Annotated in this window: 21 protein-coding genes and 1 tRNA gene; 5 read left to right on the forward strand and 17 right to left on the reverse strand. The window is 61.7% G+C overall.

The annotated features are described in order from the left end of the window. Positions 1-28: 28 nt before the first annotated feature. Positions 29-988 carry a Gfo/Idh/MocA family oxidoreductase gene (locus EN851_RS11275; protein WP_127869816.1) on the reverse strand — a complete coding sequence of 320 codons (960 nt, stop codon included), beginning with the start codon at positions 986-988 and terminating at the stop codon, positions 29-31. Between the two features lie 239 nt (positions 989-1,227). Between EN851_RS11275 and EN851_RS11280 the strand changes: the two genes are divergently transcribed. The 3 genes from EN851_RS11280 (at position 1,228) to EN851_RS37060 (ending at position 2,745) form a co-directional block, all read left to right on the forward strand. Further along, positions 1,228-1,304, forward strand: a tRNA-Met gene (locus tag EN851_RS11280). A gap of 238 nt (positions 1,305-1,542) precedes the next feature. Further along, on the forward strand, positions 1,543-1,980 hold the full coding sequence (locus tag EN851_RS37055; protein ID WP_245520729.1) for a hypothetical protein: 438 nt from the start codon (positions 1,543-1,545) through the stop codon (positions 1,978-1,980). Positions 1,981-2,493: 513 nt separating this feature from the next. Further along, positions 2,494-2,745, forward strand: coding sequence for a hypothetical protein (locus EN851_RS37060; protein WP_135929240.1), 252 nt, complete (start codon positions 2,494-2,496; stop codon positions 2,743-2,745). Between the two features lie 88 nt (positions 2,746-2,833). Here the strand turns inward: EN851_RS37060 and EN851_RS11300 are convergent, their stop codons facing one another. Both EN851_RS11300 and EN851_RS11305 read right to left on the reverse strand, forming a co-directional pair. Then, the gene (locus EN851_RS11300) at positions 2,834-3,079 is read right to left on the reverse strand and encodes a hypothetical protein (RefSeq protein ID WP_135929241.1); all 246 of its coding nucleotides are present in this window, start codon (positions 3,077-3,079) and stop codon (positions 2,834-2,836) included. Between the two features lie 71 nt (positions 3,080-3,150). Continuing rightward, positions 3,151-3,726, reverse strand: coding sequence for a hypothetical protein (locus tag EN851_RS11305; RefSeq protein WP_135929242.1), 576 nt, complete (start codon positions 3,724-3,726; stop codon positions 3,151-3,153). 129 nt (positions 3,727-3,855) lie between these two features. On the opposite strand from EN851_RS11305, the gene EN851_RS11310 reads away from it, so the two are divergent. Then, on the forward strand, positions 3,856-4,440 hold the full coding sequence (locus EN851_RS11310; protein WP_135929243.1) for an MltR family transcriptional regulator: 585 nt from the start codon (positions 3,856-3,858) through the stop codon (positions 4,438-4,440). Positions 4,441-4,584: 144 nt separating this feature from the next. Here EN851_RS11310 and EN851_RS11315 read toward each other — a convergent pair whose 3' ends face one another. From EN851_RS11315 to EN851_RS11360, 10 genes are all read right to left on the reverse strand, one after another. Beyond that, entirely contained in the window at positions 4,585-4,899 is a 315-nt protein-coding gene (locus tag EN851_RS11315) for a hypothetical protein (RefSeq protein ID WP_135929244.1), read from the reverse strand. Positions 4,900-5,022: 123 nt separating this feature from the next. Then, positions 5,023-5,925 (reverse strand): HEPN domain-containing protein, encoded by a 903-nt coding sequence (locus tag EN851_RS11320; protein ID WP_135929245.1) that lies wholly within the window; start codon positions 5,923-5,925, stop codon positions 5,023-5,025. A gap of 207 nt (positions 5,926-6,132) precedes the next feature. Next, positions 6,133-8,433 (reverse strand): phage tail tape measure protein, encoded by a 2,301-nt coding sequence (locus tag EN851_RS11325; RefSeq protein ID WP_135929246.1) that lies wholly within the window; start codon positions 8,431-8,433, stop codon positions 6,133-6,135. Next, complete coding sequence (locus tag EN851_RS11330; protein WP_135929247.1) at positions 8,433-8,720, reverse strand: hypothetical protein; 288 nt, start codon at positions 8,718-8,720, stop codon at positions 8,433-8,435. The genes EN851_RS11325 and EN851_RS11330 overlap by 1 nt, the downstream gene beginning before the upstream one ends. A gap of 163 nt (positions 8,721-8,883) precedes the next feature. Continuing rightward, positions 8,884-10,821, reverse strand: a complete 1,938-nt coding sequence (locus EN851_RS11335) for a prohead protease/major capsid protein fusion protein (RefSeq protein ID WP_135929248.1) — start codon at positions 10,819-10,821, stop codon at positions 8,884-8,886. A gap of 14 nt (positions 10,822-10,835) precedes the next feature. After that, the gene (locus tag EN851_RS11340; RefSeq protein ID WP_135929249.1) at positions 10,836-11,096 is read right to left on the reverse strand and encodes a hypothetical protein; all 261 of its coding nucleotides are present in this window, start codon (positions 11,094-11,096) and stop codon (positions 10,836-10,838) included. A 346-nt stretch (positions 11,097-11,442) separates the two neighbouring features. Beyond that, positions 11,443-11,835, reverse strand: a complete 393-nt coding sequence (locus EN851_RS11345) for a hypothetical protein (RefSeq protein ID WP_135929250.1) — start codon at positions 11,833-11,835, stop codon at positions 11,443-11,445. Continuing rightward, positions 11,835-12,509: a DUF1376 domain-containing protein gene (locus EN851_RS11350; protein ID WP_135929251.1), complete on the reverse strand. Its 675-nt coding sequence runs from the start codon at positions 12,507-12,509 to the stop codon at positions 11,835-11,837. Before EN851_RS11350 ends, EN851_RS11345 begins: the two co-directional genes overlap by 1 nt. 110 nt (positions 12,510-12,619) lie before the next feature. After that, positions 12,620-13,507: a HEPN domain-containing protein gene (locus EN851_RS11355; RefSeq protein ID WP_135929252.1), complete on the reverse strand. Its 888-nt coding sequence runs from the start codon at positions 13,505-13,507 to the stop codon at positions 12,620-12,622. Between the two features lie 407 nt (positions 13,508-13,914). Next, the gene (locus EN851_RS11360; protein WP_135929253.1) at positions 13,915-15,960 is read right to left on the reverse strand and encodes a flotillin family protein; all 2,046 of its coding nucleotides are present in this window, start codon (positions 15,958-15,960) and stop codon (positions 13,915-13,917) included. 651 nt (positions 15,961-16,611) lie between these two features. Here EN851_RS11360 and EN851_RS11370 point away from each other — a divergent pair. Beyond that, on the forward strand, positions 16,612-17,922 hold the full coding sequence (locus EN851_RS11370) for an Nramp family divalent metal transporter (protein ID WP_135915096.1): 1,311 nt from the start codon (positions 16,612-16,614) through the stop codon (positions 17,920-17,922). Positions 17,923-18,128: 206 nt separating this feature from the next. Here the strand turns inward: EN851_RS11370 and EN851_RS11375 are convergent, their stop codons facing one another. The 4 genes from EN851_RS11375 to EN851_RS11390 are packed head-to-tail and all read right to left on the reverse strand — an operon-like array spanning position 18,129 to position 21,908. Further along, entirely contained in the window at positions 18,129-18,875 is a 747-nt protein-coding gene (locus EN851_RS11375; protein WP_135915095.1) for an SDR family NAD(P)-dependent oxidoreductase, read from the reverse strand. 37 nt (positions 18,876-18,912) lie between these two features. Then, positions 18,913-20,091: an alanine--glyoxylate aminotransferase family protein gene (locus tag EN851_RS11380; protein WP_135915094.1), complete on the reverse strand. Its 1,179-nt coding sequence runs from the start codon at positions 20,089-20,091 to the stop codon at positions 18,913-18,915. Positions 20,092-20,117: 26 nt separating this feature from the next. Beyond that, entirely contained in the window at positions 20,118-20,924 is an 807-nt protein-coding gene (locus EN851_RS11385) for a 4-pyridoxolactonase (RefSeq protein ID WP_127275679.1), read from the reverse strand. 48 nt (positions 20,925-20,972) lie between these two features. Beyond that, on the reverse strand, positions 20,973-21,908 hold the full coding sequence (locus EN851_RS11390) for an ABC transporter permease (RefSeq protein WP_127869822.1): 936 nt from the start codon (positions 21,906-21,908) through the stop codon (positions 20,973-20,975).

The following is a 21,908-nucleotide window of genomic DNA, read 5'->3' on the forward strand; positions in this document are numbered from 1 at the left end:
TTCCAAACAGTAGAATTTCCGAACAGTCTCAGGATTTGGTGTGAGTGACGGTGCCAGCGGTCAGGATGCGCAGCACCCTGATCGCTTCCTCGCCGCTGGTGCGCGGTTCGGCGCGCGTCTCGATGCACTGGATGAAATGCTCCAGCTCGCGCGTCAGCGGCATGCCCTGGGCAACCGCGACATAGGACGGCTCGTTGGTGGTGAACGCCCACTGGCCGCTGTCCTGCCACACCGCGTGGCGGTAGACCGCAAGCTTACGCTCCCATGGCTCGACATCGTCGAACACAGCCATCGCCTTGGTGCCGACCACGGTCAGCCGGCGCTCGCGATAGGGGTTGAGCCGCGACGTGAAGAGATGGCTGCGCAGCCCGTTGGGAAAGCGCATATGCAGGTGCGCGAAATCGCTGAGATTGTCGAGGAGTGCCGCCCCCTCGCCGCGCACCTCGATCGGCTCGGTGCCGGTGATGGCCAGGATCATCGACAGATCGTGCGGCGCCAGGTCCCATAGCGCATCGTTCTCGGTATGGAACTTGCCGAGCCCCAGCCGGTGCGAATGGATGTAACGGACCTCGCCGAGCTCGCCCTTGTCGATCAGCCCTTTCAGCGTCTCGAAGGCGGGATGGAAGCGCAGGACATGGCCGACCATGAACACACGCTTATTGTCCTTGGCCGCCTGGACCGAGCGCTCGGCATCGGCCACCGTCAGCGCGATCGGCTTTTCCACCAGCACGTCCTTGCCGTTCTCGACGGCGCGCACGGCGAGGTCGGCATGGAACTGCGGCGGCAAGGCCATGATGATGGCGTCGATGTCATCGCGGACGAACAGCTGGTCCGGCTCGATCGCCAGGCAGTCCTGTTCGCTGGCAAAACCTTCGGCGCGGGCACGATTGGTGTCGGAAACCGCGTGCAACGCGCCGAGCGCCTTGAGGGTGCGGATGTGGTTTGAGCCCCAGTATCCGCAACCGAGGACTGCAATGCGCGGCTTCATCTGTTTCAAACTCTAAAAACTCGTGGCCGAGACATAGCGACGTGCCCCGTCGAACTCAACCCCGGCGGCCGCATCCAGGTGTTCGCGCGGCAAAGCTTTTCGCCATCGAGAATATGCGGCCCTATCGAATGCATCGAAGCTTGACAGGCTCGCCCTCCCAACCTTATATCCGCCCGACCTTGGCGAACGCCTCGAAATGCCTTGCGATTTAAGGCGGATTTCGGGCCTTTCGCCGCCCTGGCGGGGTAGCTCAGTTGGTTAGAGCACGGGAATCATAATCCTGGGGTCGGGGGTTCAAGTCCCTCTCCCGCTACCATCCCAATAGCCACCTTACGGCCTGCCGGCGGAAGTTCCACTTCCTCGCCGAGCAGGGCCGCGAGCTTGCCCTTGATCTCGATCTCGATCGGATCGAATGGTCGCGAGGGATAGACGATCACGGCGGCCACAAGGCGGCGCAAGGGATCGATCAGCGCCGATGATGGATCAGCCTGCGCCTCTTCGAGGCGGGCGCTTAACGTGGCCACGTCGCGGGCGTAGGCGGCCATTGCGCCGGGATGAAGGTCAACGGCCTTGATAGGCGGCGCAACCACGAGATCGGCTTCCAGGCGCTCGATCTCGGCGTCCAACGGGGCCTTGCGCTCGATCAGCTTCTCGGCCGTCAGCACGCCCTTGATCACGAGGTCGATCATCCGCTCCAACTCGCCGCGCCGCTTTTCCAGCTCGCGCTCGATCCGGCCCCGATTGCTCGATGCTTCGAGGGCGAGCCGGCGGCGCTCGGCGATATAGGTCTCGACATAGAGGGCCACGGCCTTCGGATCGGCGAGCTGATCGCGCAGGCCATCGACCACAGCGCGCTCGATCACCGGCAATGCGTATTTCTTCGAGTGGTCACATGTGCCCGCCTCGCGGGCACGCGAGCAGCGGATGCGCGGCTGGCCGACCTTCGTCTTCCCGTCCATCGTCATGCCGCCGCCACAGCACCCGCAGCGTAGGAGGCCCGACAGCATTCTCGGCCGGCGCGGCGTGTATTCCTCGACGGCGCGCTTGCGCCCCTCCAAGCGGGCGGCCACGGCCTCGATCGTCTCAGCATCCACGATCCGCAGCTCTTCCACCTCGGCGACCTGCCACTCGCTTTCGGGATTGAGGCGGCTGATCCGCTTCCCTGTATCGGGATCGCGGATCATGCGAACGCGGTTCCAGACGATCTTGCCGGCGTAGATGGGAGCGCGGATCATCCCATTCTTGCGCTGCGCCGAGCCGTTGATGGTCGAGGCGTTCCAGACCGTGCCACGCGGTGGCGCTATCCCTTCCCGATTGAGCGCCCACGCGATCTCGCGCGGCGTCTTGCCAGCGGCGAAGTCGCGGAAGATGCGACGAACGACCTGGGCCTCTTCCGGCTCGATCACAAGCTCGCCAGGCTTCCCGAGGACGGGCCTGTAGCCATAGGCGCGCCCGCCGGCCGAAAGGCCGTCCCGAACGCGGCCGGCCATGCCTCTTCGGGTCTTGTGCTTGAGATCTTCCAGATAGACCGCGCCGATCAAGCCTCGGATGCCGATCTGCACCACGTCGGCCTTGCCGTCATGGACGGCGACGATATCGACCCCGCTGAATTTCAGGCGTTTATAGACAGCGGCCATGTCCTCTTGATCACGGGAAATGCGATCGAGCGCTTCCACCACCACGACATCAAAAGCGCCTGTCTTGGCGTCCGCGATCAGCCTCATGAGGCCGTCACGCTCGATCATGGACGAGCCTGATTTTGCGCGATCGTCGTAGCTGCGGATCAGGTCAAGGCCGTTGCGCTCGGCATAGCCTTGGCAGAGGGCGATCTGATCTTCGACCGATCTAGCCGATTGCAGTTCGCTTGAATACCGCGCGTAGGCGACCGCCTTGCGGCGCGTCGGGTTTATACTCTTCATTCAGCCGTCCTCTGTTTTCCGGCGAGCCCTGTATAGCGTGGTCGTGGCGCGCGCTGGAACGGGCAAGTTCGCGGATAAAACCTGCGAGATCAGCGTCGAGTTCAGCCGAATGCTGCCCGCGATCATCACTGATCGCAGCATCGCATCCAGACTGTTCGAGCCGATCGGCCACGGCAGCTTCCCAAGGAAAAAAGCCGCGACCCTACCTATTTAGGGCAATCGAAAGTCAAGCGCGTAAAACGATCATCTGGCGACGCGTGCCTCGATCGCCAGAACGGCCAGATCGCGGTACCGAGCCATAGCCTTGGGTGAGGACGAATATGGCTTGATCTCGATCGCCTTCAATCCGGCGGCATCGCCTGCCTCGGCCAATGCGACGAGCTGCGCGAGCTTGCCACGGAAACGCTTGTGCGTCTCGGCGCTGAAATCAGGCGCGTCGGGCATTTCGCCGCGCTGCGCAGCTTCGAGGATCGCGGCGCGCTTGCCTGCTGGCTTCTCGGCGGCGCTGGAAGCGCTCGGGGCCTTGGCGCGCTTCTCCGGCCCGCCGCGGCCCGCTGTGGCCCCTCCCTTGCGCGCCTGGGCGATCATGGCGGCCGGCACTAGGATCGACTGCTTGTCAGGCGTGATGGCGTAGATCAGCGGCCTCTTGCCGCTCTGCGTCTTCCCGAGCTTGTCGGCAGCCTTGATGGCCGCCGCCAGGGTCTTCGCCCTCTTCGTGATCTTGTCGGCTGGGCCGGTGCGCAGATGGGCCGTGAAGTGCGTGGCGGTGCCGATCTTCTCGATCGCGGATGCGTCGGCAGGGTGCAGTTTCTTTGCCATGTGGTACCTCCGTGTTGGACACGGCTGGTCCAGTTAGCGAAAGACCCCGAAAGAGCAACTCCGTCGCGCCGCCCCTTTTTCAAACCCCGTTTTCCAGCTACGATTGCTGAGGTAGGGGGACTTCCATAATTGCGGGCAGCAGATCACAAAACGTATTTCGAGTTTCTAAACGAGCTGCGCCGGGAGAGTGATCGGGGGCTAGCCCTTGTCGGCGGCGCTTTCATTGATGAGAAGCTTGCGAACACGCTCTCATCGTTTTTCGTCTCTGATATTCCGGCCTTGCTGCAAGGCAAAAATGCGCCGCTGGGAACATTTTCGGCAAGGATCGAAATGTGTTTTGCCCTCGGTCTGATCGAAGACGTCGAGCGGCATGACTGTGAGATCGTCCGGAAAATCCGAAACGAATTTGCACACAAAGTTTTAGGCACTTCGTTCGAACAACAGCGGATCGCTGATCTCTGCTCAAACTTAAAGGCCGACCTACCCGATGGCCCTTCGGGCGTTTACACGCCACGGTTTCGATTTGAAAACGCGATCTTAGCGATGTCTAATCGCCTATTTTATCGCGGCGAGTATGTCGCTAAGGAAAAGCGGACGGCCAAGGTTTGGGTAGACCCTGAAAGCATTCGCTGGCGGCGAACCGACGAGGAATTGCCACCCGACAGTCAACCGGTGATAGCTCTCGCAAGAAACGCGAAGGCTGGAAAGCCGTAGGCTGGCTAGGCCCGCATTCACGCCGCTGGTCTTGCCGCGCCCTCCCTTCTTCGAAACCGGCGCAACTTGCGCCAGTTTCCCGCTTCGATCAGCCTGATCCACTCGGCGCGCTGCGCCTTGGTCAGATCGGCGCGGTGGCTGCTGCTATGACTTTTCAAGGAAGGCAATAACAGCGTCGAGACAGCGATCCCGGGCGCGGGCCGTCCGGTCGGCGTTGAAGCTGTCTGGCTCGGCGTTGTCGCGCTCACGGACGAAGTGCTGCGCGGCGTGCAGACAGGCAAGCACGCCGCCTATCGTGATCGGACGTGCAAAGGACACGGCTTCGATGAGCATATGGGTCTTGTCCGCGAGATCGGCCGGGATTGGCGCAGCACCGAAGGTCTCCATCTGCGCGAAGATGTCTTCGCGCTCGGCATAGAGCAACGCTGCTTGGTCACAAATGGAAGTATGGGCGTTCATTCATCTAGCTCCGCTGTCACAAAGGGCGTGATTGCCGTCTCAAGGTGAGCAAAAACGGTCGCGCAGAGCAAATTGGAAATTGACCTATCTTTACAACTATAATTCCGACGATTTCCAACACGCCTAGAACGCCAACTCTTCGAGAAAGTTATCCCGGTCTTTGCCGCAGAAGATTTCCATCAGATGGGGATCGTGCAAGACCTTCTTGAATGAGCGCCGTAGGATATCTTCTGTGACCGCCGAGAGCGCGAGCGACTGCTCGCCTTTTAGCTTACCAAGGCGACCACCGTGCGCGATCTTGGAACGCCAGCCGTAGCCATCCTTGGCGGACTTGAACATTGCGCGTCGCTCAGCTGAGTTCTCGCCGAGGAAAAGGCCGATCCGTTGGGAGAGCCGAAAGGTCGTTTCGTTCGGACTTTGCGAGCCGAGTAGCGCCTCAAGCGCGACCCACTGCAAGAGATATCGAAGCTCCCAACGGCGTTCGCGCAGCGCCAAGAGCGTCATATAGATCGTCGTCCAAAGCGCATTGTCCCGTGGCAATTCCAGCATCGCTGCAAGCAGCTTACCGCCGGCTTGAAGATCGTCCCGCGTGATGACGTTCTCGTCCTCTCCTTCATTGATTAGGATTGCATATTGCTCGGATGCTTGCCGGATCGAGTGCGGGTCGCCCTCATTATCAAAGTGCAGAACGATGCCCGACGACAGGTTGGACGGCTTCACCAGCCATAGGGCGAATACGGCCAGGGCGAACTTCTCGTCGGCGTAAGCCTGGACTGTCATCGGCCTACTGCCTTTCCAGTCGGGATCATAGCTGCCGATTGCATCAGCCGAATAGCGTACGGAAAACGCGAGCTGTCCGTTGACAATGTCTTCTCGCTGTCTCCACGACAGGTGCTCGAAGGCTTCCTCGTTTTTCACCCAATCCGGGACGGGTTCGATATGAACGCCGGCTGCGAGTTCGAACGGCTCCGAGACCGGCGAGGGATCAAACCAGCAATTCTTGGCGACCGAGCACGCGTACCACATTGGGCTTCTCTCCCCGGCAGAATGTCTGCCGAAACAATATAGCTGACGGGACGCGTGGGTGCGGATCGCGTTGGAAATTCCACCGGAATTTCCAATTCACTTAGAACCATTCACGAGAGAGGTCCAAGGAGCGCGATCGTGCTGCCGCCGGGCAATTCCCATCATCCGGGGGTCGAAACGCCGCTGTGGGGCCGCGCCTGGCCTATCCTAAGAGTAGTCGGCATGGAGCCCGCGAACGAGCATTTCGGTCTTCTTCTCCAAGATGTGGCCAATTTGGTCGGCAAGCTCCCGTAGATCGCCGGCCACCCCGGAGATCGTAATGTTGTTCGTTTGATGCAGGGCAGCGCCGCCCAGGCTAGAATTCGGCCGGACGTGACCGCTGCGACCCATCGTGACCACCTCGGGGCCGCGCTCGCCGACTAGGTACGAGCCGCCGGCCCTCACAGGGCCGCCGCCTGCGCGATGCCCCGCCAGCGCCCCGACCTGCGATCCTGCGGATGCGGCGGGACTAGCCGCCCCGCCGAATGACGGCAGGTAGCTCCGAAGCTTCCCGATAGCTGCGCTGGCCGCGCTCGCGATCGCGTTGCCGATCTGCGCGCCGAGGCTCGCCGCCCACTCGACCAATCCACTGAATACCGACTTGATCGCCTCGATCATGCGGATCGCCGCGTCGTGGCCGGCCGTGGCCCACTGCGCCTTCTGATCTTCGCTTAGGACTTCGCGGGAGAAGAACGACCCGATCCAGTCACCGAAGGCCGACAATGCAGCCCTGGCCTTATCGAAGCCGGCGGCGATCGCCTCGCCGACCGGCCTCAGGAGATCGAGAACCGGCTGGATGGCCTTGATCGCCGGGGCCAATTCCTCGGCGAAAGCCGAGGCGACGCCGGAGAGCACCGAGGTGATCCGATCCCAATACTTCCACAGCAAAGCGCCGGCCGCCGCCACAGCGGCCACGCCGAGGGCGATCAAGCCCCATGCAGGGGCCGTGATCGCCGCCAGCGCCGATCCCACAGCCGCGAGGGCGCTCGCGATCATGCTGACGCCTGGCACGGCGAAGATCATGCCCCGCAGCGCCGTAGCGAATGTGCCAAAGGCCCCGAGCTTCTGGCCGGACATTGCGCCGAGGGCGCGCTGTAGGGCCACGGCGTTCTTGGCGGCCACAATCGCGCGGCCTCCGATGTTAGCGATCCCGAGTGCGATCGTCAGGAGCGCGCCGCGCAGATTGAGGCCGAGGAAGGACAGGCCCGCGAGCGCCACCCGGAACGAGATCAGCGCCGCGCCGGCCTGCACGAGGTTCGACGTGAGCTGCGGATAAGCGTCAGCGAAGTCGGCAACCTTCGCGGCGACCGTGCCGAGCTTGTCGGCATACTCGGACAGGCCGGGCAGAAGGGCCGCGCCGATCGAGGTGTTCATCGTCTCGATCGTCGCCTGGAAGCGTTGCAGGGTGCCGAGCGTGGTCTTCAATCGGCGCTGGTAGTCTTCCTCGACCGTGCCCTGCGCAGCCAAGGCCTCCTTACGGATGCGCCGGTACTCTTCGATGTTCTGGATCAGCGGACGGAGGCCGGCCTGCACCTGCGCGTCTTGGAACAGATCGCCGATCTTGCCGAGATCGCCCTTGAGGGTCTTGTTGGTGATCTCCGCGATGGCTTCGAGCGGCGTGTATCCCTTCTTCGCCAGCTTCTTCATTTCGCGCGTCAGATCGACGCCCATTTTCTTGAACGCCTTGCGGGTCTGCGGCGAGTTGATCTTCTGCAAGACGTTGCGGAGGTTGTTCGCCGCCTCGGCGCTATCGCCTGCGCCCTTGCGGGCGATTTGCAGCGCGGCCGACAGATCGGCCACGGCCGGCACGCCCTTCTGCCCGAGCGCCTGATAAGCCGCGCCGAGGGAGGGGAAATACTGCGCCATGTCACGCAGCTCGAAAGCGCCCTCCTTGCCGGACTTCGCCATCGCATCGAGCGCCCGGCCGAACTGATCGGCGGGCACCTTGAGATTGTCGAGGGCAGCGTAGCCGGCGCGCGCAAGATCATCGATCTCGGCGCGATAGGCAGTCGCGGCGCGGCCGATCGGTTGCAGGAGCCCGAGCGCGTCGTTCTCGCTTGCGCCGAAGCCAACGAGGGTATCGAGGCCCTGCGCCATCTTCGACGCGGCTTGGTTGGTGTCGCGGGCCACCCTGCGGATTTGTTGGCCGAGGGCCGCGAGACGAGCCTGCGGGATTTCAGCCTTCTGGCCGATGTCTTCGAGCTGCGTCTGGAATTCGACGCCGGCCTCGATCGGGGCCTTGAGCGCCCGATACAAAGCGTAGCCGGCGGCGCTCGCGTCTAGCATCCGTCCGCGAGCGCGATCGAGCGCGGCGTTGTTGCGCTCGATCGCATCGCGGAGGTTGGTCTGCACGCCATTGATTGAGCGCGCAGCATTGCCGATGCCGAGAAGGGAGCGGGCGGCGGCCCTGGCAGGCACAGACACGCCATCGATCAGCCTCACGAGAAGCTGCGAAGTAAGATTTGCCATTAGGCCCTCCCGCCGCGCGCCGCGTTGGCGTAGGCCCTCTGAACAGCCGTCGCTACGGTCTCGATCTCAAACATTTCGAGCGCAAGAAGATCGTCTTCGTTTAAGCCCGTCATCATCGCGACCATGCGGGCACCTAAAGCGATCTGTCGGCCGGCGTTGGCCCCTGCGATCTCATCCTGCAATTTGTCGATCGCACGGATGCGGCGATCGGAAAGTTGCGGCAGGACGATCGAGCGAAGGGGTTTGCCTTTGATAGTGATCGGCTGGGGAAGAACGGCGACGGGCATCGGGATCTCCGATTGAAAGAGGCGCGCTGCGGAGCGAAAGGAAACCGCAGCGCGCGGCCCGCCTTAGTCAGAGAGGCGGGCAGTGACCGGCGGGCGGACATGGAGAAAAACGCCACCGGTCATTCAGCGGGGAAAGGCACCACCCAAACCCCGCCGATCGTGATCAACCCGAGTATGGGTTCTTCGAGAGGCCGCGCCAGTCGATCACCTTGGCACCCACGTCGAGGCGCACCTTGATCTCCACTCCATCCACGTCGAAGCCTTGTTTCGTCTCGGTGTAGACGCCCTGCGCGCCTTCGAGATAAGCCAGTTCGATCAGATCGACGTAGGCCGGTGCAGCTGCGAAGTAGTAGGAGTGCTGATCGCCCGCGATATTGTAGCGTGCAACGCCCAAGTCCAGACGGGGCTCTGCGATCAACGTAAGGTTCTTGAGGACCGAGGCCACGGCATCGTTCTGCTGGGTCGGGGAAATCGTAGCCAGGAACGTCAAGGCCTGGATTTCGAGGGCCTTGGGGACGATCAGGTAGCTCGGCGTCAAGTTCAGAACGGTCTTGCCGTCCAGCCCGGTCTGCAAGCCCATCTTGAGGCGCGCTTCGCCAACCGTGGTGGCCCCGATTGCCCCTGAGGTAAGCAGGTTGCCGTGGTTGGCGTGGAACAGAGCCGCGTTGTCGCCCATCGTGGGATTGGCGAGCAACTGCGCCCACACCACGTCGCTTTCGAGCTGCGCCGCTTGGATGCCGAAGGCTCGCGGGATACGGCCGAACGCGTCGAGATCGTCGTTGACCAGCGCCTGCCGCGTGATGCCGATGATCTTACCGAAGGTGGCGATGCGGTACTTCTCAGCGCCCTCGGACATCGAGCCGCGCTTGAATTCCCCATGCTCGTTGACCTTCTCGAACTGCGGCGCTTCGCTGATCGACGCGCGGGTCACGTCCTTGAAATCGGGAACGGTCACTTCACGAACCAACGGCCGGAAGGTCTGCGGCACGGCGTCGTAAGCCGCGCGGAGGGATTTGCCAGCCACGTTGCTCAAGATCGTGGGAAAGTCCGAGGTCGAGTGAAGGCCCGAGCGCTGCGCGAGGGCTTCGCTGGCGATCTGCATCTTCGACATGCCGTAGGTGCGGCCACCGCGATCCTCGATCGACCGCCTTGCCAGATCGAGCAGCGACGAGGACATGTAGTGCTCGGCCCCGGCCTCAAGCTTGAACCGGGCCGGATCGACCCGATGCGCGATCGCGCTTTCCATTGCCCGCGCCCTGCGGTGGTCGAGACTGTCGTCGCTTACCGTGGCCGGGACGCCGAGGTGCCTGGCCCCGTTGCTGGGGAAGTCGCGCTCCTGATCCTCGGCGAGCCGTTCGACCAGCACCCGGCGGAATTCCTCGACGGTGGTGCCGGATGCGATATGCTCTTTTCCGAGCGCGACTTGACCGGTTCGGGTGGCGAGATCGGCGATGATGTCGTTGCGAACGCGCTCGGCTTCAACTGCGGCGGGGGCGGGATTGGGGTTTGCAGCGGGCATTTTGCGCCCTCCTTTTGAAATTGTTGCGGGGAAAGTTTCAGCCTCGGAGCGCACTTGCGCGCCGGGATCGGCCGGGATCGGGACGGCGGAAATCTCCAAGGGCTCCCAATCGATCACCGAATGCAGCGGCGGTTCGCCGTCGCGTTCGGTCACCATCACAGTGTGAACGCGGTAGCCGACGCTGATATTTCGGATCACGCCGTTCTTGATCTTGGCGACGATATCGGCATCAGCCGGCGCATCGGAAAGCTGAACGCGGGCAACGCCCTTGCCCCTTTCGATCCGGGCGCTGCCTGGAACCACAGCACCGATCACGTCAGCCAGGTCGGCGCTGGCATGGGTGTTGAGGAAGGGCGCACCGGCGTTAAGCCGGTCAAGGCGAACAGCGGATGCGCTCACTTCGAGCTCTTCGTCGTAGGGACCATCAACCCACGAGACGCGGCGCACTTTGGCTCCCGTGGTCCAGACGATCTCGATAGTGTTGTCAGCTTCTTGGTAGCTGGCCGCGCGGACTGCCGCGCCGCGATGCTGCACAGGCAGGTCCAACGTCGCGGGCTGCGGAGCGGGTTGGTGGCGGTACATGTGAGCCGCCGGCATTAGTTGAGGCCCCTGGCCTTGGCATCCTCGAGCTCGCGGATGCGGAGAACTTCCAGCCCGATCGCCTCGGCAACGTAGTGCTCGGCGATCGCCTGCCGATCCATGCCGAGCGCCGCGACCACGTAGTCGATCGAGAGCACGCCGGGCCGCTCGACCATCGAGCGGACGAGATCGCGGAGGTGCGGATTGAACAGGGGATGGTTGAGCGCCTCGCTGAGCGCGACTGCGCCTTCGGCTTTTTCGGGGGCGAGTTCGGACATTGGGGACGGCCTTCCTTTTCAGCTTGGCCGTCGCGTCGAAGATTTATCAGCCCACCCGAGGGGAACAGGTCGATCATGCTATTTCGACGCCCACCACCTTAAAGTGGAACAGGCCAGCCGTAAGCATTCGCGAGAAGATTTATTTCGTCAACGCAGTGGAATTTCCAACGCGCATTTTTTTGTCTCACTATCCGTTGGAAATATACATTCCAACGGCGTTGGAAACACAACCCAAGCCGAAAAATCGAAAGTGCAAATACACTCGAAAATCAGGGGCCGCGCGCCCGCGTAGGGCCGGGAGGGGCTTAAAGATCGCTTTGGCGGCGGGGGGGCATGGCGGGCGCGCTCAAGCGCGACCGCCACCGTGCCGAGGCGGCTCGTCCATGGCCCGGAGGCGCTCGTAGTAGTGGCGATAGCGGACAGGATGCCAATTCCTCAGCCACCCCTCGAACGGTCCACGCACACCAATCCTGACGAGTTCGGTTGCGAGACCCCACGCGTAGTCGTTGGTCGCCTTCATCCTGGCATCGACATGCAATCCGCTGGTCTTTAGCGCCTCTCGCATGCGTCCGACCTCGGCGACAAACGCGTCCCCTTGCTTGGCGCGCCGCGCTGCGGCGACCTTCGCCGCAGCCGCACGTATCCGGCCCTTCATCTTGTAGGTTGGGAACGCGATGATGAAACGCGGATCATAGCCTTCGTCAAAGTCGTCGGTCGTGGTGGTCTGATGCTGCAACATCATTTCATATCCCTTTCGAGATCGTCTTCGAGAACGCGGACTGATGAGGGGATGGGATCGCCGTCCGAGTTGAGATCAAAGCGAAGCGTGTCGCCATCATGGGCTGACCGGACGATGACCCATTTCCGACCGGAGCGCTGGACCTCACATGGACCGAAGCCGTTGATCTCAACGAGTTCGTCTTTCGGGTAGCGGGCGCGCTCTGCGCGTGCGCTACTTCCCTTCGCCGTAGAGCTACCACGTGAAGGGTTCGCCGTAGGCGAACCTTCTACCTCTATCTCTACTTCTTGTGATACGTTCGTATCAGCCGGCCTTTGATTTTCCTTGATTTTCTCCCAACGTTTCGAAACAGACTTGGTTGATTGTGACGACTTCTCTGCATGGTGATCGATCTCAATTTCGATGATCTCGCTCCAAAGGCCGCCGCTTTTTTCAATGATAAGACCTCGGTCTTTAAGCTCGACAATCGCCTTTTCGAACGCCGGCCTTGTCGTTCCACAGAGCCTGGCTAAGGCGGCACGATCGCGCCTGATCGGCTCGCCATCCTGATGCATTCTAGGGAACAATTGGACGAGAATACTGGCGGCCACAGCCGACAGCCCTTCCATTCGACGGATCATGTCGGCGCTATGGAAGCGGAACCACGGTGGTGACTTGACTGGCCTAAAAGACATACACGCTTCGCCTGATCCTGTTGCTTTCCGAACAACTCATTCAGGCAGGCCATCGCCGCTAACGTAAGTTTGGCGCGATTTGCCGAGCGTTTCAAGGGCACCAGTCCCAGCTAGCAGCCGAACAGGGTGTTTTCCAACATTTGCTTAGTTGGAACGCTTCCCTCTCTGATGATCTTAATTAGAACCTTGCGGACAAGTTCAAAGGTCGCGACGAGATCATCCCCGTCATGAGACGGTTTTCCATGAGCGGCGGCCGACCGCTTGTCATAAAGGCCGGCAACGCGCTTTTGCTCGTCCCGACGCTTCTCTCCAGGCGGATGAAGGTAGGCTGAGATCAACGCAGAAACGCGAAACCGCAGTTCGGAAGTAGACGGCGAGAACAGCGCTTCCAATGCTCCCCACAGGGAGATCAAAACCAATGCCGTGTTGTCGATGAACTGACCCGCGTCAATGGCATATGACGCCAGACGAAACTCAGTGCTTTCTTTGCGAAGCCGAAAGGCTGCTTCGAAATTTTCCTGCACCCATTCGAGACTATCGATGGTCTTGGATTGGTCCACCAAGCCAAGCGCGAAATGGCGTGGGCGATGTTCAACCGAGATGATGTGAGCTACGCCATCATCTGCTTTTGCAATGTCCGCGAATGGCATGTTGGCGATCGCGGGTAACGCAATCGAAGGATCGGACCAGAGCCTTAGCAAGAATAAGAGAGTGGAGGCGATTTCCATCCTTTCGCCAAAACTGCTTGCTGCCGCCTTTGGAATTGCGATTTGGGCGGTTATGTCTTGACCGAAGCCGCCTCGCGCGGACTTCCATGGTGCCGGGTGATAGCCGCCAGGACCGGGCGGAGAAAACGCCATCGTCATCGGCGACATGAGATGCGCAAAGGTCTTCTCCAGCACGATATTCCGCGAAAAAGTTATTCGGTTGTCGGCTAGAGCGAGGCCGGAAAGACCGACAAAAAGGTCTCCATCTTTTACATCGTTTGCTGCACTCATCGGAGACGACTATCCAGTTTCACTTCACTCGCATGTATCGCAGATAAAAAGAGACTGAAAGTCTAAGAGCCTCAGGCCAAACGCTCGGCCGCTGCGGGCGGCGGCAGGAAGGGCGCGAAGATCAGGCGATGACGCTGCCCGGTAGCGACGGCAACGGCGAAGCGCGCGATCGTAGGGAAAGCATGGAGGCTACTCCGACTGAAACGCCCTCCCGCTACCACTTCAAACCCACTATCGCACGCAATGTTTGTATTGCGGCGGCCGATTGATGCGGCCCGCTTTTCGGCATGCGGGTTCGCTGGGTGGAGAGCCACGGTCGAGGGCGGCCCAAGATTGCAGGCGCCGCCCCCATCCCGGCATGTTTCGGCAGAGCGCAAAATGGGCCGGTCCAACCGGCCCATCCTCGATCACTCCTCCTCAACGGGTGCCGGGACCTCATCCGGTAGGATTTGCGGTCCAACCCGGTCGGCAACGAGCATCGAAAGCATCATCTCGACAAGGCCGTTGGCGGCCCCCTTCTCGCCACCGGTAGCGCCGATCTGGATCTGCGGCACGAGCGGTAGCCTGCCATTTTCGATCGCCTCGGCGAAGCGCATGAGAACCTGCGAGTTGAGCTGATAGTCCGGGCCGCCGAAGGCCGCGACCTTCTTCTCGGTGGCTTCGGCCTCCGCCAGGCCGACGGCGCGAACCCTCTCGGCATCCGCAAAACCGGTCGCCTTGATGCGTTCGGCATCGGCAAGCGCGATAGCCTTGATCATGTCGGCCTCGCCCTGGCCGCCGAGGCGCACCTTCTCGGCCTCTGCCTTGGCAGTGACCTGAATGGTTTCCGCCTGCTGGCGGGTGCGGGCGAGTTGCGCCTTGCCCTCGTTCTCGCTGATCTCGATGGTAAGTGCCGAAGTCGTGATCTTGGCTTGCTGTTCGGCGAGCGCCTCCTTCTCACGCAACGTGCGTTCCTGGATGGCCGCCTTCTCCTGCAATTTATAAGTCTCGACCTTTTCGACCGCAATCTGGCGCTCGCGCAGCTGGATAAGGATCTGCTCTATGCTGTTCTGGCCATTGCCGGCACGTGGCGTACCAATCAACACTTCCTGCAGCTCGAGGCTGTAGGAATTGAATTTCTCGCGCATCTCCTCGCCCGATTTACGCTGGATATCGCTACGCTCCTGCAAAAGCTGGATCAGCGTCTTGGTCTGGGCGATATTCTTGAAATAAGCAGAAACCATCGGATCGAGCGTTTGTTCGACAAGCCGCTTGATGTCGCCGAAACGCTGCACCACGAGTGGCGCCTTCATATAGTCGATGTGCACGACGACGGACAGCGGCAGCACAGGCTCGAACGCATCCTTGGTGATCAACGACACTTCAGACAGGTTCTCGTCCAGCCTGTGTTCGCCAAACTGCTCCTTCGTCCATTTGAGCACGAAGTTGGTGGTCGGCACAGTGATGATATTGCCGGCATAGGTATTGAACGCATACTTGCCTGGCAGCAGCGGCGTCGACCAGACACCGCGTGCGCCGATTTCGACCAGCTCGCCGTGACGGTATGCCTGCCCGGAAATATCCGTGCCGTGGCGGCCGTTATAGGAGACGACGACACCCACCGTGCCGACGTCAATGATCGTCTTCTCGACCAGTTCGACAGTCGCGAAAATGCGATTGAGGAAGTAGCTGCCGTCGGCCAGCACCTGCAACTGGCGGCCACGGTAACCACCGGCATCGAGAAACTTCTCCGGGTCCTGGAAATTGTTGTGGAAGTTCGGGTCGTTCGGATCATTGGCCACGGTCGGTGCGATGATCTCGCCGTCCGGCAGGGCCGGACCGTCATGGATGGTGACGATACCGATCATGTCCTCGGCATTGTGGATGACGACTGGCTCAAAGCCGCCCCGCTCCGAGATCATGCTGGACATATTGGCAAAAAGGTTTTGCTCCGACGAGCTCAGATTAACGGAATGGATCGACTGGGCGGTGAGCACGATGAACTGTGCGAGATTGATGGCATAGGTGCCTTCACGCAAGATCTTGCGTTGCGGCCCTTTCTGTCCGCCTTTTTCGAGAAAGCCGCGCACATCCTGGAAATCATCGGCGTCGGTGTTGGAAGCAAGTGTCTGCGTCGGAGGCAGCGGCTTGCCATCTCGGGCAAAGACATAGCCGATCTGGCCCTGCGGGATGGTGACAAGATTGGCGCGATGCATCGAATACTGGAACGGCATGAAGAAATGCAGGCCGCCGCGCACGACTTCCGGCTGATAGCCTGCCTCACGGTTGAGCGCGATGAAGCCATTGCTGACCGAGCCGCGAAAACTCCATAGTTTTTCCAAGATGCCGAGCCTGTCGTTCGGGATGTAGCGGACCACGCCGCTCCACCAGAACAGGATCGCCAGCACGATGACGAGCACGGCCACCTCGACAGCCATCCATTCCATCGGGCCGAGATATTGCAGGGCTTCCATCTTTTCTCTCCTATGGGCGCGCGGGTTCGTTCACCCGACGGTCACCCGGTTGGTGTTGATTTATGAAGCGGGGAGATTGCGCACCGACGCGCTCGACGCACTAAGGGCGTGTCGAACGTTTGGGCTGCTCATTGTATGGGAAAATGACCGCGCATCCCGAGTCCCCAGTGAGGGCAGGCGTGGCCGTGAGCGATGTTACATCGGTGTTGCCTTGATAGACATAACAGAGAATGACGTAGGGATCGCGCCTACAGGTTTAAAGATATTCCGCGCGAAAATCGTATAAATCGCTGAAACAGCATCTCGCTTACACTACTACGGACTCACTCTAGATGAATATCGCTAGAAGTGGGGTTTGAAGCCGGATTACGCGATGGTTGCGCCGAACTGCGCGGCTCAAATGTCCACGCTCGCGAAGGGCGGCGGTACTCGAACGCAAACCGCGGTTGCCCCCCGCCAAAAAAGCTTCTCCCAAGCGGCCGTTGGTATCTTGTCGCTTGGAGTGTGCCTCCTTTGCTGGTGACATGATATTTCTCGCGCGCTGAGGGGCTAACTGCCGGGCGTTTCAGCAATGGCTAAAGGAACCGAACGGCGATCGCCGAATTTTGCTTCAAGCGGATCTCGAAGGATCCGCGTTTCTGGAGCACCTGCATGAGCAACACGAGCGTCGACGTCTCGGAGAAACAGAGCAACATTCGGGCAAAAGGGCCAGTCCAGCGATTCCTGCGCACAATCGGACCTGGTTTCATCACAGGCGCTTCGGACGACGACCCTTCGGGCATCGGCACGTACAGCCAAGCGGGCGCCCAGCTGGGGTTCAATGTCGGTTGGACCATGGTATTCACTTTTCCGCTCATGGTCGCGATCCAGGAGATAGCCGCGCGGATAGGGCGGACGACAGGTCGAGGTATTTCCGGCAATCTCTCCCGATACTACCCGCCTGCCTTGATGTATTTTGTAGCCTTGCTTTTGTTCGCCGCCAACGTGATCAACATCGGGGCGGACCTGAGCGCGATGGCTGATGCGCTGCGACTGCTGGTGGGCGGCCCAAGCTCGCTTTACGTCCTTGCGTTCGGCATGGCATGCGTTCTGGCGATCGTCTTTCTCGACTACAGCCGATACGTCACGGTCCTGAAATGGACAACGCTGAGCCTCTTTGCCTATGTGGTGGCTGCGTTTCTGGCTGATATCCCATGGGGGGAGGCCCTCAAGGGGGTCGTTCTCCCGCACATGGAATGGAACCGAGCGTTTTTCACGACGCTTCTGGCCATACTCGGCACCACGATTTCTCCCTACCTGTTCTTCTGGCAGGCGTCGCAAGAGGTCGAAGAGGAGAAGATCGACCCGAAGGCCAAGCCGCTGAGATGGGCACCGTGGCAGGCGTCGGGCGCCTTCCAGCGCATTCGCGCCGACACCTTGGTGGGCATGGCTTTTTCGAACCTGATAGCCATTGCAATCATCGTCACGACCGCCGCCACCTTGCACAAGGCCGGAGTGACCGACATTAATTCCTCCACCGATGCGGCCAAGGCGCTGGAGCCGGTCGCAGGCAAATTCGCATTTGCGATCTTTGCAATGGGGATAATCGGCACCGGCCTTCTCGCGGTTCCGGTTCTGGCGGGCTCGGCCGCCTTCGCCGTGGGTGAGGCGCGCCGTTGGCCAGTGGGACTGGAGCGCAAGCCGAAGGAAGCCATGGCATTTTATGCGACCTTGGCGGCCGCCGTGGCGCTGGGCATGGGGATCATGTTCACGCCGATCGATCCCATAAAGGCGCTTTACTGGAGCGCCGTCATCAACGGCATATGCGCCGTCCCCGTAATGGTCGTTATGATGCTGATGACCGGGCGTTCCGACATCATGGGCGAATTCCCCGTCGAGGGTTGGCTGCGCTTTCTCGGATGGCTTGCGACAGTCACAATGGGACTGTCCGTGGTCGGCCTTGCGCTGCAGTGGGTCTTTTGAATGCCGCGAGTCCCAACCGGGTTGGGGAAGCCTACCGCAACACCGTCATCAGCAGGGGCGTGTGGGGCCGTTCGGCCGATCTAGCCCCACTTAGCCTGCGAACGAGTACGGAAAGCCCCGCTTTCGTCGAGTCGATCCACATAGCCTCAGGCGGGTCCCTGCCGCCCGCAACCTGCCGGCCGTGGCTGTCGATGTGTCGATGGCCTCTAATGCCGGATCATGCCCGCATCGACGTTGAGCGTCTGGCCGGTGATCCAGCGCGCGTCATCGGATGCGAGAAATGCCACGACATCGGCGATGTGTTCGGGCTGGCCCTTGCCCTTCATCGCCTGCAGCATCTCGACGAAGCCGAACGCCTCGTTGTGCGGGCTGGCCTTGACGCCATCGCTCTCGATCAGACCGGGCGTCACCGCATTGGCGGTGATGTTGTACTTGCCAAGCTCGGTGGCCAGCGCCCGGGTGAAACCGATGACGCCGCCCTTGGCCGCGACATAGGCGGCCATGTTCGGCGTGCCGGCGAAGAAGGTGTTGGAGGCGATGCTGATCACGCGTCCGGCCTTGCCCGCCGCCCGCATCTGGTCCGTCGCCGCCCGGGTGACGATGAACGTCCCTGTCAGGTTGACGTCGATGATCTTGCGCCAATGGTCGAGGTCGACATCGTCCCAGGCGACGAACGGCACGATGCTGGCATTGTTGACCAGGATCTCGACGCCGCCGGTCAGCGCCTGGATCTCGCCGAACAGCGCCTTGACCGAGGCCGGATCGGAAATATCGGCGGCGACAGCCTTCGCCTTGCCGCCGATCGCGGTGGCCGCGGCCTTCGCACCCTCGGCATTGATGTCGCTGACGATGACGGTCGCGCCGTCGGCCGCCAGCCGCGCCGCGATCGCCTTGCCGATGCCCTGTGCGGCGCCCGTCACCAGCGCCGCCTTTCCCGCAAGCCGTTCAGTCATGAAATTTCTCCTCAATGCGCAATCTGGTGATGTCTGTTCAGGCGTCGGCGTCGATCACGGCCAGCGCCGCGTCGATGCCCTTGCCGACCGCAAGCTTGCGGCCTGCCGCATTCATGGCGCCGCCAAGCGCCGCCAGTGCCGCGATCGCGTAGATCGGCTGCGCCGTCGGGCCCATATGGCCGATGCGGGTCAGCTTGCCCAAGGTTTCGCCGCGGCCCGACGAAAACACCACGCCGTAGCGGGCGCGCGCTGCCTGGCGAAGTGCTTTCTCATCGACACCATCCGGCGTGCGGACAGCGGTCGTCGTCGGCGAGGCGATCTTGTCGCAGGCGGCCCAGATCGACAGGCCCATCGCGGTGGCGCCCGCACGCATGGCCTTGGCGGTCAGGGCATGGCGCGCCCACACCGCTTCCGGCCCCTCGTTGAGATAGAGGTCGAGCGCGACATCGAGCCCGTTGATTTCCGAGACCGATGGCGTGAACGGAAACGGCTTTTCCCTCGACCAGGCATTTTCCCAATCGACGATGCTCAGCATCGATGCGCGCGGCGCCAGCGGATTGGCCTTCATCTTGGCCCAGGCCCGCTCGCTGACGCCCATCATGGTCAGGCCGGGAGGTGCGCCGAGGCACTTGTTCGGCCCGGTGACATAGATGTCGGCCTTGCAGTCCTCCGGATGCGTCTTCATGCCCCCGAACGACGACACGGCATCGACGATCAGGTAGCCGCCATGCGCCGATACCAGCGCGCCGATAGCATCGATCGGATTGATCGTGCCCGACGGGGTGTCGTGATGGCAGACGGAGACGACCGTGATTTCCGGATGCGCCTTCAGCATGTCGGCAACCGCCTGCGGGTCGATCGCCTCATTGTAGGGCACCTCGATCTCGAGCAGATGCGGCGAATAGCGTTTCGCCCAGTAGCCGAACCCCTTGCCGTAGACACCCGAGGCAAGGTTGAGCACCACGTCGTCGGGCGTGATCAGCGACGCTGCCGCCGCTTCCAGGCCCAGCACCGGCTCGCCATGCAGGATGACCGGCTTGTTGGAAAGCCGCATCGCCTTCTGCGCCTTGTCGACGACCTTCTCGTAGAAGAGCTGGAAGGCCGGGTCGTAATCGTAAAGCACGGTGCGGCCGAGGCCCCGCAGCACCTCGGCATAAGCGTTCACCGGTCCAGCGGTCAGGGTGATGACCGGATCGGCGTGTTCGAGATAGCGCATGGTCTTGGTCTCCGGATTGGCGGCGGTCAGCCGTAGAACTGCGTGCCGGTTTTGTAGGTTTTGAAGTTGTCCATGTCGTGCGAGTACATCAGCTCGGCGCCGTGATCCTCGGCAAGTTTCTTCACCTTGCGCATCGAATTGACGCCCGCGACCGGGTCGATATGGAAGGCTGCCTGGCAAAGCGTTTCAAGGCTCTTCTGCGTATAGGCGGCGTCGATCGTGAACATGATCGGCTTGCGCTTGGGAAACTCGACCAGGAGGCTGTAATGACCGATCGAGTGCCCGGGGGTCGAGATCAGCTTGACGCCCTTGGCGAGGTCGACGTCACCGTCAATGCCCTCGAAGGTCGAGTTGGCGCGCGTCGTGCCCTCCAGCAACTGGGCGGTCGCGCCACGCGCTTCGGCCGCCTCGGCCGAGAAGCTCAAGTCGGAATAGCCGAGATGTTCGAAGGGCTGCGGATTGCAGGCCTGCGGGACCTCCGTGCGATGGCAGATCTTCTTGGCGTGCGGAAAATACTTGTTGCCGCCGCAATGGTCGAAATGGAAATGCGAGTTGACGACGACGTCGATATCCCTGGGCTCCAGCCCGAGCAGCGCCAGCGCGCCGGGAATGGTCTGGTGCTTTTCCTGGATCGGCTTCTCGAAGGGCAGCACCTTCATGACGTGGTCATAGTCGTAGCCGGTGTCGATGAGGAAGCGGCCCTCGGCATGCTCGATCAGGATCGAGTAGACGGGGAAGCGCACTTCGCCGCCCGGGCCGCGGTTCCAGAAGACATGATAGCCGTCGAGGACGAGCGAGCCGCCGTCGAGCAGGTAGACCTTGGTATCCGACATTGTTGCCTCCGTTTCCGGCGCGGGTCCCATCCGCGCATCTGGTTTCTGTCAGCGCGCGCCGCGCTCGTATGGAATGCCGAGCGCCGCCGGCAGGCTGGCCCGCCGCCCGAACAGCACCAGCATGATCATCACCGCCAGGAACGGCAGCATCTGGATGACGTCGGTCGGGATGTTGATGCCCGCCACCTGCATGGCCGTGGTCAGCGACAGGCAGACGCCGAACAAAAGCGCCCCGAAGAGCACCCAGACCGGACGCCCGCGCGCCAGCATGGCCAGCACGATGCCGAGAAAGCCGGCGCCATTGGTGATGAACGGAATGAACAGGCCCGCCCCGACATTGGCGAGATAGGCGCCGCCGAGCCCGGCCAGCGCGCCGGTCGTCAGCACGGCGATGGTTCGGGTCCTGATGACGTCGATGCCGGCAACGTCGAGCGCGGCCGGCTTGTCGCCGGCGGCCTGCAGATTGAGGCCGAGCTGCGTGCGCCGGTAGAGGTAGCCCATGCCGAACACAAGGGCGACCGCCAGATAGACGATCAGATGATGCTTGAAGAAGGCCGGGCCGATGATCGGAATGTCCGACAGCAGCGGAATGACGGTTGCGTCCGCCGCCGGCAGGCGGGGATAACTGCGCGAGAACTGGAAATGGTGAAGCAGCGCCGTCAGGCCTTCGAGACCAAGCGTCAGCGCGATGCCGATGACGATCTGGTTCAGCCCGATGCGCACGCAAAGCAGCGCCATGATCAGCGCCACCGCAATGCCGCCGGCCGCACCCGTGAGGAAGCCCAGCCACAGCGATCCCGAATAGAAGGCGCCGACGAAGCCGAGATAGGCGCCGGCCAGCATCATGCCTTCGATGCCGATGTTGAGCACGCCGGCCTTTTCCGACATCTGTTCGCCGAGGCCGGCAAGCAACAACGGGATGGCCGCCGTGACGGCGCCAAACAGCAACGCGCTGAGAAAGACTTCGCTGAACAGCCCGGTCAT

Origin of the sequence: Mesorhizobium sp. M8A.F.Ca.ET.208.01.1.1 (assembly GCF_004791315.1) — a bacterium.
Taxonomy (GTDB): Bacteria; Pseudomonadota; Alphaproteobacteria; order Rhizobiales; family Rhizobiaceae; genus Mesorhizobium.

What these genes read in the sequence shown, in the direction of transcription:
- EN851_RS11275 (WP_127869816.1), bottom strand. Translation starts at nt 988, where the DNA reads ATGAAGCCGCGCATTGCAGTCCTCGGTTGCGGATACTGGGGCTCAAAC.
- EN851_RS37055 (WP_245520729.1), top strand. Translation starts at nt 1,543, where the DNA reads ATGAAGGTCAACGGCCTTGATAGGCGGCGCAACCACGAGATCGGCTTC.
- EN851_RS11305 (WP_135929242.1), bottom strand. Translation starts at nt 3,726, where the DNA reads ATGGCAAAGAAACTGCACCCTGCCGACGCATCCGCGATCGAGAAGATC.
- EN851_RS11315 (WP_135929244.1), bottom strand. Translation starts at nt 4,899, where the DNA reads ATGAACGCCCATACTTCCATTTGTGACCAAGCAGCGTTGCTCTATGCC.
- EN851_RS11320 (WP_135929245.1), bottom strand. Translation starts at nt 5,925, where the DNA reads ATGTGGTACGCGTGCTCGGTCGCCAAGAATTGCTGGTTTGATCCCTCG.
- EN851_RS11325 (WP_135929246.1), bottom strand. Translation starts at nt 8,433, where the DNA reads ATGGCAAATCTTACTTCGCAGCTTCTCGTGAGGCTGATCGATGGCGTG.
- EN851_RS11330 (WP_135929247.1), bottom strand. Translation starts at nt 8,720, where the DNA reads ATGCCCGTCGCCGTTCTTCCCCAGCCGATCACTATCAAAGGCAAACCC.
- EN851_RS11335 (WP_135929248.1), bottom strand. Translation starts at nt 10,821, where the DNA reads ATGTACCGCCACCAACCCGCTCCGCAGCCCGCGACGTTGGACCTGCCT.
- EN851_RS11340 (WP_135929249.1), bottom strand. Translation starts at nt 11,096, where the DNA reads ATGTCCGAACTCGCCCCCGAAAAAGCCGAAGGCGCAGTCGCGCTCAGC.
- EN851_RS11345 (WP_135929250.1), bottom strand. Translation starts at nt 11,835, where the DNA reads ATGTTGCAGCATCAGACCACCACGACCGACGACTTTGACGAAGGCTAT.
- EN851_RS11350 (WP_135929251.1), bottom strand. Translation starts at nt 12,509, where the DNA reads ATGTCTTTTAGGCCAGTCAAGTCACCACCGTGGTTCCGCTTCCATAGC.
- EN851_RS11355 (WP_135929252.1), bottom strand. Translation starts at nt 13,507, where the DNA reads ATGAGTGCAGCAAACGATGTAAAAGATGGAGACCTTTTTGTCGGTCTT.
- EN851_RS11360 (WP_135929253.1), bottom strand. Translation starts at nt 15,960, where the DNA reads ATGGAAGCCCTGCAATATCTCGGCCCGATGGAATGGATGGCTGTCGAG.
- EN851_RS11370 (WP_135915096.1), top strand. Translation starts at nt 16,612, where the DNA reads ATGAGCAACACGAGCGTCGACGTCTCGGAGAAACAGAGCAACATTCGG.
- EN851_RS11375 (WP_135915095.1), bottom strand. Translation starts at nt 18,875, where the DNA reads ATGACTGAACGGCTTGCGGGAAAGGCGGCGCTGGTGACGGGCGCCGCA.
- EN851_RS11380 (WP_135915094.1), bottom strand. Translation starts at nt 20,091, where the DNA reads ATGCGCTATCTCGAACACGCCGATCCGGTCATCACCCTGACCGCTGGA.
- EN851_RS11385 (WP_127275679.1), bottom strand. Translation starts at nt 20,924, where the DNA reads ATGTCGGATACCAAGGTCTACCTGCTCGACGGCGGCTCGCTCGTCCTC.
- EN851_RS11390 (WP_127869822.1), bottom strand. Translation starts at nt 21,908, where the DNA reads ATGACCGGGCTGTTCAGCGAAGTCTTTCTCAGCGCGTTGCTGTTTGGC.